Source organism: Ochrobactrum teleogrylli, assembly GCF_037482325.1.
Lineage (GTDB): Bacteria > Pseudomonadota > Alphaproteobacteria > Rhizobiales > Rhizobiaceae > Brucella > Brucella teleogrylli.
Map to the genome: position 1 here is coordinate 206897 of NZ_JBBHKQ010000001.1, position 15410 is coordinate 222306.

Below are 15410 nucleotides of genomic sequence, written 5' to 3' on the forward strand. Positions count from 1 at the left end.
GGTTTATCGACGGATGACGAGAGCGACGATCCTTGGCGCAAACTGGCTTATGGCGCTGGCAGCCATGGTTTCGGTCGCTCTTTCTTCTGCCAAGGCTGCACCGCCACAGCGCGTGGTGTCGATCAATGTCTGCACCGATCAACTGGCCATGCTTCTGGCCGCGCCGGGACAGTTGCGGTCGGTTTCCCGTCTGTCGCGCGATCCGCAGCTTTCCGTGCTGGCTGTGCAGGCGGCGACAATACCGGTTAATCGGGCTGAAGCAGAGGAGATTTTCCTCATGAAGCCCGATCTGGTGCTGGCGGGCACATTTTCATCGCAGGTGACGGTCGATCTTCTGCGCAGGCTTGGCCTGCATGTGGAACAGTTCACGCCTGCGCGCTCGTTTGACGATATCGAAGCGCATCTAAGGCGGATGGGCGCGTTGCTTGGACGCGAAGAACAGGCGGAAGCGCTGGTCGCCTCCATGCGATCTAGACTTGCGGCAATAGAAAAGCCGCAGCAACGCAAGACCGTCGCGCTTTATTTCGCCAATAGTTACACATCCGGGCGCGGCACATTGATTGACGAGGCGGTCAAGCGGGCAGGGCTGGACAATATCGCCGACCGCGCTGGCGTGAACGGACCTGCGGCGCTACCTCTCGAAATGCTGGTGATGGAAAAGCCAGATATGCTGGTCCTCAGTGCAAGCGAGCGCGCACCGGGGCTGGCTTTCCAGAATTTCCGGCATCCGGCTTTGCAGGCGCTGGAGCGCGAGGCGAAAGCAATGACGCTTCCCGATAATCTGACCGTTTGCGGCGGGCCGTTCAGTGTTGAGGCGGTGGAAAAACTTGGCGAGGCGGCGCGTGACTGAAAACACTCGTTTCGTGCTTTTGCTCGTCAGCCTTACCGTGCTTGTGGCGGTCCTTTTCGCGTGGTCGCTGCTGACCGGGCCAGCCAATATTGCGGTGAGCGACAGTCTCCGGGCGCTGTTCAGCGGCGAGGGCGATGCCATCGTGCTGGTGATGCGTGAGATCCGCCTGCCGCGCGCCTTGCTGGCTTTGCTGATCGGCGCGTCGCTGGGGCTTTCTGGGGCGGCCCTGCAAGGCTATCTGCGAAACCCGCTGGCAGAACCCGGATTGCTCGGCGTCAGCGCTTCGGCTTCGCTTGGCGCAGTCATCGCCATTTATACCGGGCTGTCGCTGCTGTTTCCCTTGGCCCTGCCTTTGCTGGCGCTGGCCGGTGCATTCGCATCGGTCTTTCTCGTCAAGCTTCTGGCCGGGCGCAATGCCGGAACATTGGCGGTCATTCTGGCCGGTGTCGCGGTGACCAGCCTAGCCGGAGCGCTGACTGCTCTGGCGCTCAACCTTTCGCCCAACCCCTTCGCAGCGATGGAAATCGTGTTCTGGATGCTCGGCTCGCTGGCAGACCGCTCGATGACCCATGTGATGCTGGTGGTTCCGTTCATCATCATTGGCTGGATCATGCTTCTGTCGCTGGGGCGGGCGCTCGACAGCCTGACGCTCGGTGCCGATGCAGCGGCCAGCATGGGTGTCAGTCTGGCCCGCGCGCAGCTTCTGGCCGTGTTGGGCACAGCGCTTTGTGTCGGTGCTTCGACGGCAGTGGCGGGCGCTATCGGATTTGTCGGTCTTGTGGTGCCGCATCTGCTGCGACCGCTGGTCGGGGCGCGACCATCGCGGCTGCTTGTCGCGAGTAGCTTGGGCGGTGCGGCTTTGCTGCTTGCTGCCGATATAGTGGTGCGGGTCGCCATGCCGGGACGGGAACTGAAGCTCGGCGTCGTCACGGCCCTGATCGGCGCGCCATTCTTCCTGTGGCTGGTGTTCAAATATCGCAGGCAACTCGTATGACGGTGCTCTCGGTTCAAAATATCAGCGTGTCGCTGGGCGGGAAAACCGTGCTGGATCGCGTCAGCTTCGATGCAGGCCCCGGCGAGTTCATCGGCCTGATCGGACCCAATGGCGCAGGCAAAACCACGCTTTTGAAAGCAATGCTCGGCCTTGTTCGGGCAGATGGCGCGGTTTCACTCGATGGACGAGGAATAGCCAATTTCAACGCCCGCGACAAAGCTGGTGCGGTTGCCTATCTGCCGCAGGAGCGCGATGTCGCCTGGCCGGTTTCCGCGCATATGCTGGTGTCATTGGGACGGTCGGCGCTGAAGCCAAGCTTTGCTTCGCTGGACGCTGGCGATGAAGCGCTGATCCGTTCGGCGATGCAGCGCATGGATGTGGAAGCCTTTGCCGAGCGGCCAGCCAACGCGCTTTCCGGCGGTGAACTGGCGCGGGTGCTGATCGCCCGCGTTCTGGCGCAGGATACGCCTGTGATCCTCGCCGACGAGCCGGTCGCCGGGCTTGATCCGTCGCATCAACTGGCCTTGATGGAAAACTTTGCCGCAATTGCGCAGGAAGGCCGAACGGTGATCGCCTCGCTGCATGAGCTTGGCCTTGCGGCACAATATTGCACGCGGCTGATCATTCTCGAGAACGGGCGTCTTGCGGCGGATGGCCCGCCGCAGGACGTGCTGACGCCGGAGCGGCTGCGGCAGGTTTACGGGATCGAGGCGCATATCCTGCATATCGACGGGCAGTTCATCGTGCAGCCGAAGTCCCGCGCTTAAACTCTGCGCCACTGGCGTTCCCGCGCCGAACCGTAGATCGTTTCCAGCGTCTTTTGCACTTCATAACCTTCACGGAAATCGGCATGTCCGGTTTTATGGCCAGCAATAGCCAGCAGGAAGTCGCGCACTTCGATGGTCTTGAGGTCGTTGAAACCGATCTGGTGTCCCGCCGCCACGCAGAACGAACCATAGGGTTCGTGGTCGGGACCGGCAAAAATCTTGCGAAAACCCTGCTGGCCTTTTTTGTCGGCATGAAGAAACAGGTCCAACTCGTTGAACCGCTCCTGCGTGAAAAAGATCGCGCCTTTCGAGCCGGAGATTTCGAAGTCATGCTGCATTTTGCGCCCGCTGGCGATCCAGCTTGCTTCCAGCGTCCCGGTCGCCCCATTGGAAAAACTGATCATGGCATGGCAGACATCGTCCACTTCAACCGGCTTGCTTTGTGAAGGATCGGCGCTGTCCGGGCGCTCGCGAATGGCGGTGACGGTCTTGCCCATGACTTCGGCAATCGGGCCGACCAGATAGCGCGCGGCAGCGATGATGTGGCTACCTATATCGGCAAGGGCACCGCCGCCGCCAGCCGGGTCCAGTCGCCATGTCCATGGAATGCGCGCATCGGCCATGAAATCTTCCGCATGGATGCCGCGAAAGTTCCGGACCTCTCCAATTTCACCGCTGTCTATAATGTCTTTCGCCAGCCGGATCATCGGGTTCTTGAGATAGTTGAAACCAACGGCTGTCTGGACACCTTTCTTCTCCGCCGCGAGCGTCATTTCCAGACAATTGGCTGCGCTGGGGGCAAGTGGCTTTTCGCAATAAACATGCTTGCCTGCTTCAATCGCCGCCAGCGCCATTTCCTTGTGAAATCGGTTGGGCGTGGTGATATCGATAAGGTTGATTGTCGGATCGGCAATCAGGTCGCACCAGTTGCCGGTCGCATGGGCAAAGCCCAGTTGTCTTGCGGCTTTCTCAGCGGTTGTTTCATCGATATCGGCCAGCGTGTGCAACTCGACCTGCAAAGGCAGGTCGAAGATGCGATTGACGTTGGCAAGCGCCAGCGCATGGGTCTTGCCCATAAAGCCGGACCCGATCAGACCTGTAACGACTGCCATGCCTTCCTCCCAAGCGCTGACACCATACATGCTGGCAAAGTTCTGCCCGCAATACGCATCATCCAGTCGGAAAATATGCGTTTCGGGGAGAGCTTATCCGATTGACATGGGCTAGCAGAAATGGAATTATAATTCCACAAGAATTTTCTAATGATTGTTTCATTCTATTGAATAGCCGAAGTCGCTTTATTTGCGGGTCATGACTTGGAGGAAGTCACCGTGATGATACCGACAAGGCTGAAAATCGAGAAAACCGGCGGGGAGCGTCGGACAATGGGAGGAGTGAACATGAAATCTCTTTTGAAATCGGCAGTCGCTGGCGCGGCCCTCATGGCTGCGTCATTCGCTGCACATGCGGCTGACATCAATATCGTTGTCGTCAGCCATGGTCAGGCATCGGACCCGTTCTGGTCCGTGGTGAAGAATGGTGTGGCGGAAGCTGCCAAGGATACGGGTGCCAAGGTTGACTATCGCGCGCCGGAAACCTTCGACATGGTGCAAATGGGCCAGCTTATCGATGCGGCCATCAACCAGAAGCCGCAAGGTATCGTCGTATCGATCCCGGATGCCGATGCGCTCGGGCCGTCGATCCAGCGCGCCGTCGCCGCTGGTATTCCGGTCATATCGATGAACTCCGGTTCCGATGCTTCCAAGAAACTCGGCGCGCTGCTGCATGTCGGTCAGGATGAATTCGATGCGGGCAAGGTCGCCGGCGAAGCCTTGAAAGAGGCCGGCGGCAAGAAAGGTATCTGTGTCAATCAGGAAGTGGGCAATGTCTCGCTTGACCAGCGTTGCGCCGGTTTCAAGGAAGGCTTCGGTGACGTGACCGTTCTGCCGACCTCCACTGATCCGGCGGAAAATGAAGCCAAGGTGCGCGCGGCGCTCGCCTCCGACACAGCGGTCGATACGATCCTGACCCTTAACGCGACGCTTGCCGGTGAGCCTGCCGTGAAGGCGGCAGCAGAAAGTGGCCGCAGCGGCATTCATGTTGCAACCTTCGATATGTCGGCAGGCTTCCTTGAAGCCGTCGAGAAGGGGCAGGCAGACTTCGCCATCGACCAGCAGCAGTTCCTGCAAGGTTATCTGCCGGTTTCGTTCCTGGCGCTCAATGCGAAATATGGCCTGATGCCCGGCGGCAATGTGCCTTCCGGCCCGAACCTGATCACCAAGGACAAGGCTGCCCAAGTAGTCGAGCTTTCCGCCAAGGGCATCCGTTAGAACCGGCAATATTTCGGCTCTGGCGGCCTGCAAATGGCACTGTTTTGCGCTTCCGGTGCTCATGTACCCAAAAGTACACTGCGCTCCGGTTCTCAAACCGCACCATTTTCGGCTCGTCAGAGCCAAAATTTCCTCCGGTTCTAAAAACACTTTCCATGACCCGCCCATAGCGATGGGCGGGAACGGGTGGTTGCACCCGAAGCTCGACAGCTGGGCATGAAGCAGCTGCGATGAGGCCTCAGGAGAAAATCATGAGCGAACCCATGTCCGAACCGAAGCCCGCGACGATTGCGGAGCAGCGAGACGAACGGCTGAAAACGGCAAGTCCGATCCAGCGGCTGCTCAGTCGCCCCGAACTTGGTGCGGTTTCCGGGCTCATTCTCATCACGGCTTTCTTCCTGACTACGGCCAACCCGGCAATGTTCACGGCGGCGGGCATCATGAATTTCATGGCGCCTGCATCGCAACTTGGTATTCTCGCGGTCGCCGCCGCGTTGCTGATGATCGGCGGTGAATTCGACCTTTCCATCGGCTCGATGGTGGCGTTTGCCGGTCTGATTTTTGCTGCGGCGCTTGTCGTCTGGCAATTGCCGCTTGGAGTGGCGATCATTATCACGCTTGTCTTTGCGGCGCTCGTCGGAACGGTCAATGCGCAGATCGTGATCAGGAGCGGCTTGCCGTCCTTCATCGTGACGCTGGCTTTTCTGTTTATCCTGCGTGGCCTGTCGCTTGTCGGCCTCAAATGGGCAACCGGCGGCGCGACGCAGCTTCGCGGCGTCAAGGAAGCAGTCGGCAACAGCGCGCTTGCGGGCTTGTTTTCAGGCGATGCGTTTCAGGGGCTGTTCGCCTGGATGGCCGAGCGCGACCTGATTGCCAAGTTCCCGAATGGCGAACCGACCGTAAAAGGCGTTCCCGTCGAGGTGCTATGGTTTGTCGGTGTGGCGCTGATCGCCACCTATGTTCTGGTGCGCACCCGCTTCGGCAACTGGATTTTCGCAGCGGGCGGCGATGCGCTGGCGGCGCGAAATTCCGGCGTTCCCGTGCGCCGCGTCAAGACCACACTCTTCATATGCACGGCCATGGCCGCAGCGCTGGTCGCCATTCTCACCGTGCTCGATGCCGGATCGACCGATGCGCGGCGCGGTTTCCAGAAGGAGTTTGAAGCGATCATCGCGGCTGTCATCGGCGGGTGCCTGCTGACAGGCGGTTATGGTTCGGCCATTGGTGCTTTCTTTGGCGCAATCATTTTCGGCATGGTGCTGATCGGCCTGACCTACACGCAGATCGATCAGGACTGGTATCTCGTCTTCCTCGGCGGAATGCTGCTGATCGCCGTTCTCTTCAATAATTTCATTCGCAAGCGCGCCACGGGCGAGCGCTGAGCCGGGAGGTTGCCATGACAATGACAACGACGATGCCGACGATTGAAATCCGTAATCTTGTCAAACATTTCGGGCCGGTTATTGCACTGAATGGCGTTTCGTTGAGCGTCGAGCCGGGGCAGGTTCATTGCCTGCTGGGCGACAATGGCGCGGGCAAATCAACGCTGATCAAGACGCTGTCCGGCGTGCACAAGCCGACGAGCGGTGACTTCCTTGTTGAAGGCAAACAGGTTGCGTTCAATAGCCCGCGCGATGCACTCGACCACGGGATCGCGACCGTCTATCAGGATCTGGCGATGATCCCGCTCATGTCGGTGATGCGGAACTTCTTTCTGGGTCGCGAGCCGACCAAGGGGGTTGGCCCGCTGCGCTGGTTCGACACGCAGTTTGCTGAAGACGTGACCCGTGAGGAAATGCGCCGGATCGGCATCGATGTGCGCGATCCACAGCAGGCCGTGGGCACGCTGTCCGGTGGCGAACGACAATGTGTGGCCATTGCCCGCGCTGTTTATTTCGGGGCGAAGATATTGATCCTCGATGAGCCGACCTCCGCGCTCGGTGTTCGCCAGACCGCGATGGTTCTCAAATATATCAATCAGGTGCGCGCGCGGGGTCTGGGTGTGATCTTCATCACGCACAATGTTCGCCATGCCCATGCGGTGGGCGACAAATTCACCGTGCTTAATCGCGGTGTGACGCTTGGCACCCGCACCAAGAGCGAAGTCGATATGGATGAATTGCAGAGCCTGATGGCTGGCGGTCAGGAATTGTCCGACCTGTCAGCCGAATTGGGCGGCAGGGTTTGATCGGGTCTCGGAGTTTGCGATGAGCGAGCAATTGAAAGGCAAGGTTGCTGTCATTACCGGCAGTACACAAGGGCTGGGTGCGGCCACGGCAAAGCTGTTTGCAGAACGTGGCGCCGCCGGTCTGGTTATCTGCGGACGGTCCGTGGAAAAGGGACGGGCGCAGGTCGATCTGCTGGAGAAGATCGACGCGCGCGCGGTCTTCGTTCAGGCCGATCTGGAAAATGTCGAGGATTGCAGAAAGATTTTAGCCGAGGCTGACCGGGCTTTCGGACGTCTCGATATTCTGGTCAATGCGGCGGGACTAACCGACCGCGGAACTATACTGGATACCTCGCCGGAGCTTTTCGATCGGCTGTTTGCTGTCAATACCAGAGCGCCTTTCTTTCTTATTCAGGAGGCCATCAAGCTTTTCCGGCGCGATGGCGTGGAGGGCGCGATTGTCAACATTTCCTCTATGTCGTCGATGGGGGGGCAACCATTCATCGCCGCTTATTGCGCCTCCAAGGGCGCGCTCGACACGTTGACCCGCAATGTTGCCTATTCGGTGCTGCGCAACCGTATCCGCGTCAACTGCCTGAATATCGGCTGGATGGCGACGGACGGTGAAGATCGCATCCAGCGCGAATTTCATGGTGCGCCTGCCAACTGGCTCGATGACGCCGCCAGAGCGCAACCCTTTGGGCGCTTGATCGATCCTGCGGAAGTTGCGCGCGCAATTGCGTTCCTGGCTTCGGAAGAATCGGGGCTGATGACCGGAGCAATCGTCAATTTCGATCAGTCGATCTGGGGCGCCTACGATGGTTCTCCGCACCCACAAGCACCGCTCTGAGTTGCATTACTGTGGCGTTTCTAACGCGATCTACTGAAAAACCACCTGTTTTATTGGGAGTATGCCGAAAAATCAGGCAGCAATCGCCATTCCTGCTTGCGCGCACAATTACAGGTAGTTAGAGCACCTTATTGCCTGTTTGATTCAGGCAGGGTGCTCTAAGCTGTTGTTTTAGCCGTGTTTCTGTAGACCATGATTTTCCGTTTGGTTGCATGATCCTTAGGCTGCGACGGCGGGCACCGACAACCGTTTCAATTGCGCTGAAAGGACGAATATCGTGGAGCAGGCAAAGAACGGGACCGGCAAGGGTGGACGCAAGGCGCTTTGGGCCGCCGTTGCGGTCATCGCGATAGCTGCCGCTGGTCTGACCGGATACAAGATCACGCTTCAGAACACCATCACGTCACAACTGGAAAAGCGTGGCGGCAAGGCTGCTTCCGTCGAAGCCGATTTCCTTGGGCGCATTCATCTGCGCGACGTGACGCTGCCGCTCAAGAACGGTTCTGATGTGCGCATAGGCTCGATCGAAGGCCGTCCGAAATTCCTGTTTCTGACCGGTATGCTAGATGCATCCGACATCAACACGCAGGTCGCCAATTACAAGATCTCCATTCCCCATGTGAAGATCGACGATGCGAGCTTTGATATTTCCACATTGCGCGAAACCTTTGGCAACAGCCAGCTGACCTTGCCGGAGCGCGTCGGTCGCTTCTCGGCCAAGAGCGTCGTCGCACCGGAAATCAATCTGGTTCAGACCATTGCGGGCAACGAGCAGAAAATCGTCTACAAGGACGTGAAGCTCAATGACATCCAGCAAGGCCACGTCGCCAGTTTTTCCGCCGCAAATACGACCTTTGAGTTTGCGTTCGACGCGCCCAAAGAGGACGGCGAAACAGTCCGCGACCAGATGCAGGGCTCAATCGGCCAGACGGAAGGCAAGGACATTGACGGTGTTTATCTGACGCGCCTTTATACGGAAAAGGCCGGACCGGACGACAAGGACGCCAAGCCGGTTTATGGCCCGTTCTCTGCCAAGAATATCGTCATGAAAAGCAGCGAAGCGAGCTTCGGCTACGACGAAATTCGCAGCAATGGTTTCAGCATGCGCATGCCTGCCGAACCGCTTCTGGAAACGGTTCAGAAACTCGAGGCGGTGAAGAACCCCGACGACCTGACGCCCGCAGAACAGCGCGAATTCTTCCTGCGCGTGCTGTCGATCGTCGATATGATTGGCAAGGGCGACATGGAGATGCTCGGCCTCAAGATCGAGCCCGCCGACGGCACCAAGGGCAAGGGCGACATTGCTCAGATTTCGATTGCGTTCGACACCAGCAAGGTGGACGCCACCGTGAAGGGCGTCAATATCGGCAACGGCACCGACTATATGAAAGTCGATGAAGTTTCCATGCAGGGCTTTTCCTGGGCACCGACTATGGAAGCCTTGAAGAAGTTCGCCGCGCTTAGCGATGAAGAGGCCGAAAACTTCCCCTTTACAACGCTTTTGCCTGAATTCGGCACCACGCGCGTTTCCGGTGTCGATGCTGATCTGCCTTATGAACCGGAAGCGGTTGATGATGTGACCGGCGCTGACGAAACCACAGACGATGCGACCGATCAGGAAACCGTCGATGCGGCGGGCGATGATGCAGCCGCCGCGACGGACGATCAGGGTGTCGATATCGCGGGTCCGGCACAGGATTCCACGGAAGAGCCTGCGACCGAAGGCGAAGAGGCGCAGCCGGAAGCTGCTGAAGAAGCAACGGTTCCAGCAGTTCCAGAGCGCATAAAATTCTCCATGAAGAATTACGAAGTCGCGCTCACCAAGCCGCAGAACGGTATCCCGTCCGATATTCGCGTAAGCTATGAGGATATGACGCTTCCGGTTCCGCATGGCAGTGACCAGATTTACGATCACCTGCGCAAGCTTGGCTATGACACGGTGACGATCTCCTCCAACATGGCGATGAACTGGGATGAAGCGAACCAGAATCTCGTCATTTCGGATATTTCCGTCAGCGGCAAGGACATGGGCCGCGTTTCGGTCAATGGCCTGATGGGCGGCTTCACCAAGGAGTTCTTCTCGGGCGACAAGGTGATGACGCAGGTTGCCGCTCTTGGCCTCAAGGCGCGTGAAGTGAAGGTGAAGGTTGAGGAAAAGGGCCTGCTCGCCAAGGCGCTCAAGCTTTATGGGGAAGAAAACGGCATGACGGAGGACGAAGTACGCAGCAACTTCTCCCTGATCGCCGCCGCCTTCCTGCAGGAACTGGCGACTGATCAGCCGAAGCTACAGGACGCGGTTACCGCATTCTCAAACTTCCTCGCCAAGCCGAATATTTTCGAGCTGACGGTCACGTCGAAGGCGGAGAAGGGCATTGGCGCGCTGGATATGATCGCGGCGTCGCAGGACCCGCTGTCGCTGCTCGACAAGGTGAATATCGAAGCCAAGGCCGAGTAAGCCATCTCTCCGGAACCATCGAGAAAAACGCCGGCTGCATCGCAGCCGGCGTTTGCATATGGACCGCCGTTTGAATAGATTTTCGCATCGAAAACGCCTCCAATCTGGAATCAGACACTATGCTGAAAAATATCAATCCGTTGCTGACCGGCTCGCTCCTCTCCATTCTCGCAGATATGGGGCATGGAGACGATCTCGTCATCGTGGACGCAAACTACCCGGCGCAGGCTTCCGGCGTGCCCGTGCTGGATTTTCCGGGCATCAGCGCCACGGCCATGGCCGAAGCCGTGTTGTCGGTTCTGCCGCTCGATGATTTTGTCGACATGCCAGCGGCTGTCATGCAGGCGCCGAACGAGACGCCAGCCATCTATGGCGAGTTTGAAGAGGTCATCGCTGTGGCCGAGGGGCGCAAGATCGCCGTCGATCCGGTGGAACGCTTTGCGTTCTACGCCCGCGCCACCGAAGCTTTCGCTGTGATCCGCACCGGCGAGCGCCGGCTTTACGGCAATATCATTTTCAAGAAGGGCGTTATCCGCTCCTGATCGTCGAAGACGAACCAATAAAAAGCCCGGGCCGTTGCGCCCGGGCTTTTGTTTCAGGAATTATTCCTGCGGCTTTTCATTCTGGCCCTTCATTGGACCGTGGGAGCCTTTTTCGCCGCCCTTATGGTGCTGTCCCATGCCGTGACGGCCTCCATGTGGACCTTTGCCACGGCGGTCCATATGGGCAGCGCGCATTTCGCTGCGGTCGAGCTTGCCGTCTTCGTTACGATCCAGCGCGGCGAATTCCTTCTTGCGCTGGTTTTCGATGGCCGTCAGGGTGATGTTACCGTCGCCCTTGACGTCGAGACGACGTTCCAGGCGGTCGGCTTCGCGCTTCACGAAACGCTTGAGCGCCAGCGCTTCAATTTCATCGCGAGACAGGGTGCCGTCGCCATTGGTGTCGGCGGCCTTGAGCTCTTCCATGCGGGAAAACTTTTCCAGATCGATTGGCCCGCGCTTGGTCTTGACGTCCTTATCCTGTGTAGCAGCCGCTTCCGTTGCTGGCTTTGGTGTATTCGCGTTGCTGCTTTCTTGTGCCAGTACAGGACCAGCAAGCATAGTCGATGCGATTACAGCGAGAAGTGCGGTTCTATATTTCATGGTTGCTTGACTCCATTACTCTTTACAGGGCGCCGTCAATTGGCGTGTGAGTAATGTGTGTCTTTTTAGATGAACCGCATATGAATGGGCCAATTAATTATATTTAATGAAACTGTAATGTACTCGCGACACGGTGTACGAGGTTGCAGCGAATGCGGACATATCCAGATGAACGATGAGGTTTATGAGGGGAAGATAATCGAAATTTTGATGCGATCGCAGGATCACTTCGTCGCCGTTCGTTACGGTGTCAATCAGCGGAAGCGTTTGTTTTCAAAAGAGAAAATGGTGGGTGATGTAGGGATCGAACCTACGACCCGCTGATTAAGAGTCAGCTGCTCTACCAACTGAGCTAATCACCCACTCGCTTTGCCGAGGCAGCGGCCCCGGTGAAGTGAGCGGGTGTATACCGGTCGATTTTCCAGCTGTCTACCCTCCAATAGAAAAATTTCGAAAAAAACTTGCGTCTTTGTGCAAAAGCCCGGAAATGCGGTGTTTTGGAAAATCCGGCTTTGCACCTTTTCCGGGAATATCGATCATTCATCCGCCAAAGTTGCGATTGCTTGAGCGAATCCCGAAGAATCGAATGCAAAAAGAATCTTGTTTTGATTCATTTTTTTGCTCTTCCAGCGTTGTAAGCGCGCCTGGCCGACTCCATATTCGCGAAATACTGGATTCGTGCTTGCGGATGTGTCCGCGCGGGAGGCGAAACAGGTTACGGCATCGGGGCGTATGCAAACGCTTCAAATGTCGCAGCCATGTCATCATTTTTTGATGCTTGTCTGAGAAGTTAGAGCATATAAATGTCTTGATCAGCGGATATTAAGTCCTCGATCAAAAATCTTCGCTGATCGATCAGCAAAACAAGCTCGAGCAAGGCGCGTCATGCACCGGATAGCCTTTGCGGAGAAAACCGAGGCGGGTAAACCGCTTCAAGATCCGGTTCGCGGCATTTGAGGAAAGCATGGAAAGCATTATCAGCGATCTCGGGCAGTTCATTTCCGATCATCGGGCATGGGCCGGACCTATTGTTGGTATCATTGCCTTCGGCGAATCTCTCGCGATCATTGGAATGTTCATTCCCGCCACCCCGATAATGATTGCCATTGGCGGCCTTGTCGGCGCTGGAATCATCGAGCCGCTGCCGGTTATTATCGGCGCCATCATCGGCGCGGTAATCGGCGATATCATCTCCTATTTCCTCGGCTGGTGGCTGGGCCGTAACATCATTCACAAATGGCCTCTCAATAAACATCGCAGCGGTGTGGCGCGTGCGCGCCTGCTGTTCCGCCGCTATGGCTTTTCTGCCGTCTTCCTCGGTCGTTTTTTCGGGCCGGTTCGCTGCACGGTGCCAATGGTCGCGGGCATGATGTCGATGGACCAGACGCGCTTCCAGACTGCAAACGTGCTGTCGGCACTGGTTTGGGCGCCGCTGATGTTCCTGCCCGGCTGGCTGGCTGGACGTGGCGCGGGCATCTTCGCCAAGATGGATGGCGACCATATGTTCTGGTTCGCCATCGGAATCACCGTGCTGACTCTGATCGTCACGGTCATCGGTGTGCGTTTCTTCAAGGCGCGTCCGCGCCGCGAGCGCAAATCGCGTCGGGTGCAAGTGTCGCCCGCCGAATAGGAATGAGGCAGACGCACTTGCCTGACCGGCGATCGTCTGCATAATAAGAGTGAAGCTGGCAGCGGATCGAAGCTTTTGCCTGCCAGCCTTTTGAATATATTGCGAACAACAACCGTATGTTTCGTATGCCAATTGGTGCCCGAGGTCGGCGAGAAAGCCGATACAGCGCCCTATAAAAGGTTCATCGCGCTTAATGCCCGACGACAGTTCTGACGATTCGTCTTACCGAAGTACCGGTTCCCTCGCGGGAACCTTTCACTTCATAGGCCTGAAGCCTCTCTCCGCCGCTTGTGGATTTTTTCGGCTGGATCGCGATTTTGCGTTCCGGCCCGAAAGCGTTTGCGCCGGTATCTCTGAATTCCGCTTTTTCTGACCCGTTTGGACGCTGTCTTTTTGATTCAGGTCAGCGATCTAAACATTTGTTTGTACTCACATATTGCCCGAAAATAGTCTTCGGGTTGTGTTCTAAAGGAGCCGACATATCATGGACTGGTCCATGGACTGGATTGCCGACCCCAATGCCTGGATAGGTTTGGTGACATTGGTGGTGCTTGAGATCGTTCTCGGCATCGACAATCTCGTCTTTATCGCCATTCTGGCCGATAAATTGCCCCCGCATCAGCGCAATCGCGCCCGCGTCATCGGTCTCGCTCTGGCGCTTCTCATGCGCCTTGTCCTGCTTGCATCGATTTCGTGGATTGTGACGCTGCGCGAACCGCTGATCGAAGTGATGGATATGTCGTTCTCCGGACGTGACATCATCATGTTGATCGGTGGTCTGTTCCTGCTGGCCAAGGGCACGATGGAACTGCACGAACGCCTGGAAGGCGCGCATGGTGCGAAAACCTCCCGTGTCGTCCATGCCGTGTTCTGGCAGGTCATTGTCCAGATTGTCGTCCTCGATGCGGTGTTCTCGCTGGATAGCGTGATTACGGCTGTCGGCATGGTGCAGCATCTGCCGGTGATGATGATCGCCGTCATTATCGCAATCGGCGTCATGATGCTGGCTTCCAAGCCGCTGATGGACTTCGTCAACAAGCATCCGACGGTGGTTATCCTCTGCCTTGGCTTCCTGATGATGATCGGTTTCAGCCTCGTGGTGGAAGGCTTTGGTTTTCACATTCCGAAGGGCTATCTCTATGCGGCCATCGGCTTCTCGGTGTTGATCGAAGCGGCCAATCAGGTCTCGCGCCGCAATCGTGAAAAGCTGGTGACGACCAACGATCTGCGTGAGCGGACGGCGGGCGCGGTTCTGCGCCTGCTCGGCGGCGGGCGCGGCGAGAATCCGCTTTCCGATACTGTTGACGTGATCGCCCAGCAGACAGCTGCCAATGACGTCTTCCTTCCGGAAGAAAAGGAAATGATCCGTGGCGTTCTGGATCTGGCGGATCGCCCGGTGCGTTCGATCATGTCACCGCGCAATGAAATCGAATGGCTCGACATCGATGAAAGCGAAGAGGATTTGCATGAAGCGATTCGCAAGCTTTCGCACTCGCGCGTTGTTGTTGCCCGCCGTCAGGTCGATGAATTTGTCGGCGTCGCTTCGGTTCGCGATCTGCTGCTCGACATGACGGACAAAAAGTCCATCGATTGGGATCAGGTCGTCAAGCAGCCGCTTGTCGTACACGAAAGCGCCAATGTGTTGCGTGTGATGGAGCAGCTGCGTGTCTCACCGGTGCAGCTTGCCGTCGTGGTCGATGAGCATGGCTCATTCGAAGGCGTCGTTACGCCGACCGACGTGCTGGAAGCGATTGCCGGGGAATTTCCCGATGAAGACGAGGAAGCATCTGTTGCCGAATCGGACGGGCAGGGCGGTTATATCGTCGACGGCTTTGTTGATATTCGCCGCCTGAGTGGTCTTCTGGAGCGCGATCTGGTGGATGACAGCGACCGCTATACGACGCTGGCTGGCTACGTGCTCTGGCACCTTGGCCACCTGCCGCTGGGCGGTGAAAGCTTCGTCGCGGATGGCTTCGAATTCAGGATCGACGCCATGAAGGGGCGCAATGTGGACAAGGTCCATATCAAGCCCGTCAATGACTACGAGGTGTAAGCTGGTATGATTTTGCGGGCGGCGGCTTGTCGCTCGCAAAATATTTCACTCTGTTAACTCCGATAAAATAAGTCGGTTATTGACATCTGCGCGGAAGCCTTCAAAATTAACCCATCGTTCATTGTTACGGCGAAAGCGTGTCTGGATTGAAGACGTGCTTTAAGGTCGGAAG

At 57.3% G+C, this 15410-nt stretch carries 13 protein-coding genes and 1 tRNA gene; 11 read left to right on the forward strand and 3 right to left on the reverse strand.

All coding sequences use genetic code 11. The features are described 5' to 3' along the window. Window positions 1–13 precede the first annotated feature (13 nt). From WIX40_RS01025 to WIX40_RS01035, 3 genes are read left to right on the forward strand one after another with little or no spacing between them, the layout of a single operon-like run. Window positions 14–850 carry an ABC transporter substrate-binding protein gene (locus WIX40_RS01025; protein WP_109369354.1) on the forward strand — a complete coding sequence of 279 codons (837 nt, stop codon included), beginning with the start codon at window positions 14–16 and terminating at the stop codon, window positions 848–850. Next, a complete protein-coding gene (locus tag WIX40_RS01030) occupies window positions 843–1844 on the forward strand; it encodes a FecCD family ABC transporter permease (RefSeq protein WP_109369353.1) in 1002 nt (333 codons plus the stop codon). Before WIX40_RS01025 ends, WIX40_RS01030 begins: the two co-directional genes overlap by 8 nt. Next, on the forward strand, window positions 1841–2611 hold the full coding sequence (locus WIX40_RS01035) for an ABC transporter ATP-binding protein (protein WP_121536352.1): 771 nt from the start codon (window positions 1841–1843) through the stop codon (window positions 2609–2611). The genes WIX40_RS01030 and WIX40_RS01035 overlap by 4 nt, the downstream gene beginning before the upstream one ends. On the opposite strand, the gene WIX40_RS01040 is transcribed toward WIX40_RS01035, so the two are convergent. Further along, window positions 2608–3723, reverse strand: coding sequence for a Gfo/Idh/MocA family protein (locus tag WIX40_RS01040; RefSeq protein WP_339438027.1), 1116 nt, complete (start codon window positions 3721–3723; stop codon window positions 2608–2610). The two genes, WIX40_RS01035 and WIX40_RS01040, sit on opposite strands and share 4 nt — an antisense overlap. Before the next feature lie 288 nt (window positions 3724–4011). Here WIX40_RS01040 and WIX40_RS01045 point away from each other — a divergent pair, with 288 nt between their 5' ends. The 6 genes from WIX40_RS01045 (at window position 4012) to WIX40_RS01070 (ending at window position 10955) form a co-directional block, all read left to right on the forward strand. Then, window positions 4012–4941 carry a sugar ABC transporter substrate-binding protein gene (locus tag WIX40_RS01045; protein WP_109369351.1) on the forward strand — a complete coding sequence of 310 codons (930 nt, stop codon included), beginning with the start codon at window positions 4012–4014 and terminating at the stop codon, window positions 4939–4941. 251 nt (window positions 4942–5192) lie between these two features. Next, window positions 5193–6323: an ABC transporter permease gene (locus WIX40_RS01050; protein WP_109369350.1), complete on the forward strand. Its 1131-nt coding sequence runs from the start codon at window positions 5193–5195 to the stop codon at window positions 6321–6323. A gap of 20 nt (window positions 6324–6343) precedes the next feature. Next, complete coding sequence (locus WIX40_RS01055; RefSeq protein WP_371830792.1) at window positions 6344–7129, forward strand: ATP-binding cassette domain-containing protein; 786 nt, start codon at window positions 6344–6346, stop codon at window positions 7127–7129. 19 nt (window positions 7130–7148) lie between these two features. Next, window positions 7149–7958, forward strand: coding sequence for an SDR family oxidoreductase (locus WIX40_RS01060; protein WP_109369348.1), 810 nt, complete (start codon window positions 7149–7151; stop codon window positions 7956–7958). Window positions 7959–8235: 277 nt separating this feature from the next. Beyond that, entirely contained in the window at window positions 8236–10413 is a 2178-nt protein-coding gene (locus WIX40_RS01065) for an aq_1923 C-terminal domain (RefSeq protein ID WP_109369347.1), read from the forward strand. A gap of 119 nt (window positions 10414–10532) precedes the next feature. Continuing rightward, the gene (locus WIX40_RS01070; protein WP_109369346.1) at window positions 10533–10955 is read left to right on the forward strand and encodes an RbsD/FucU family protein; all 423 of its coding nucleotides are present in this window, start codon (window positions 10533–10535) and stop codon (window positions 10953–10955) included. A 60-nt stretch (window positions 10956–11015) separates the two neighbouring features. Here WIX40_RS01070 and WIX40_RS01075 read toward each other — a convergent pair whose 3' ends face one another. Together WIX40_RS01075 and WIX40_RS01080 are read right to left on the reverse strand one after the other, a co-directional pair. Next, entirely contained in the window at window positions 11016–11555 is a 540-nt protein-coding gene (locus tag WIX40_RS01075; RefSeq protein ID WP_109369345.1) for an EF-hand domain-containing protein, read from the reverse strand. Between the two features lie 286 nt (window positions 11556–11841). Further along, window positions 11842–11917, reverse strand: a tRNA-Lys gene (locus WIX40_RS01080). A gap of 602 nt (window positions 11918–12519) precedes the next feature. Here WIX40_RS01080 and WIX40_RS01085 point away from each other — a divergent pair. Both WIX40_RS01085 and WIX40_RS01090 read left to right on the forward strand, forming a co-directional pair. Beyond that, window positions 12520–13185 carry a DedA family protein gene (locus WIX40_RS01085; protein ID WP_109369313.1) on the forward strand — a complete coding sequence of 222 codons (666 nt, stop codon included), beginning with the start codon at window positions 12520–12522 and terminating at the stop codon, window positions 13183–13185. A gap of 484 nt (window positions 13186–13669) precedes the next feature. Continuing rightward, entirely contained in the window at window positions 13670–15238 is a 1569-nt protein-coding gene (locus tag WIX40_RS01090; RefSeq protein ID WP_109369312.1) for a TerC family protein, read from the forward strand. Window positions 15239–15410: the final 172 nt, after the last annotated feature.

Excerpts from the sequence above, each read along its gene's own strand:
- WIX40_RS01090 (WP_109369312.1), top strand. The coding sequence starts at position 13,670 with ATGGACTGGTCCATGGACTGGATTGCCGACCCCAATGCCTGGATAGGT.
- WIX40_RS01070 (WP_109369346.1), top strand. The coding sequence starts at position 10,533 with ATGCTGAAAAATATCAATCCGTTGCTGACCGGCTCGCTCCTCTCCATT.
- WIX40_RS01060 (WP_109369348.1), top strand. The coding sequence starts at position 7,149 with ATGAGCGAGCAATTGAAAGGCAAGGTTGCTGTCATTACCGGCAGTACA.
- WIX40_RS01055 (WP_371830792.1), top strand. The coding sequence starts at position 6,344 with ATGACAACGACGATGCCGACGATTGAAATCCGTAATCTTGTCAAACAT.
- WIX40_RS01085 (WP_109369313.1), top strand. The coding sequence starts at position 12,520 with ATGGAAAGCATTATCAGCGATCTCGGGCAGTTCATTTCCGATCATCGG.
- WIX40_RS01040 (WP_339438027.1), bottom strand. The coding sequence starts at position 3,723 with ATGGCAGTCGTTACAGGTCTGATCGGGTCCGGCTTTATGGGCAAGACC.
- WIX40_RS01035 (WP_121536352.1), top strand. The coding sequence starts at position 1,841 with ATGACGGTGCTCTCGGTTCAAAATATCAGCGTGTCGCTGGGCGGGAAA.
- WIX40_RS01050 (WP_109369350.1), top strand. The coding sequence starts at position 5,193 with ATGAGCGAACCCATGTCCGAACCGAAGCCCGCGACGATTGCGGAGCAG.
- WIX40_RS01075 (WP_109369345.1), bottom strand. The coding sequence starts at position 11,555 with ATGAAATATAGAACCGCACTTCTCGCTGTAATCGCATCGACTATGCTT.
- WIX40_RS01045 (WP_109369351.1), top strand. The coding sequence starts at position 4,012 with ATGAAATCTCTTTTGAAATCGGCAGTCGCTGGCGCGGCCCTCATGGCT.
- WIX40_RS01025 (WP_109369354.1), top strand. The coding sequence starts at position 14 with ATGACGAGAGCGACGATCCTTGGCGCAAACTGGCTTATGGCGCTGGCA.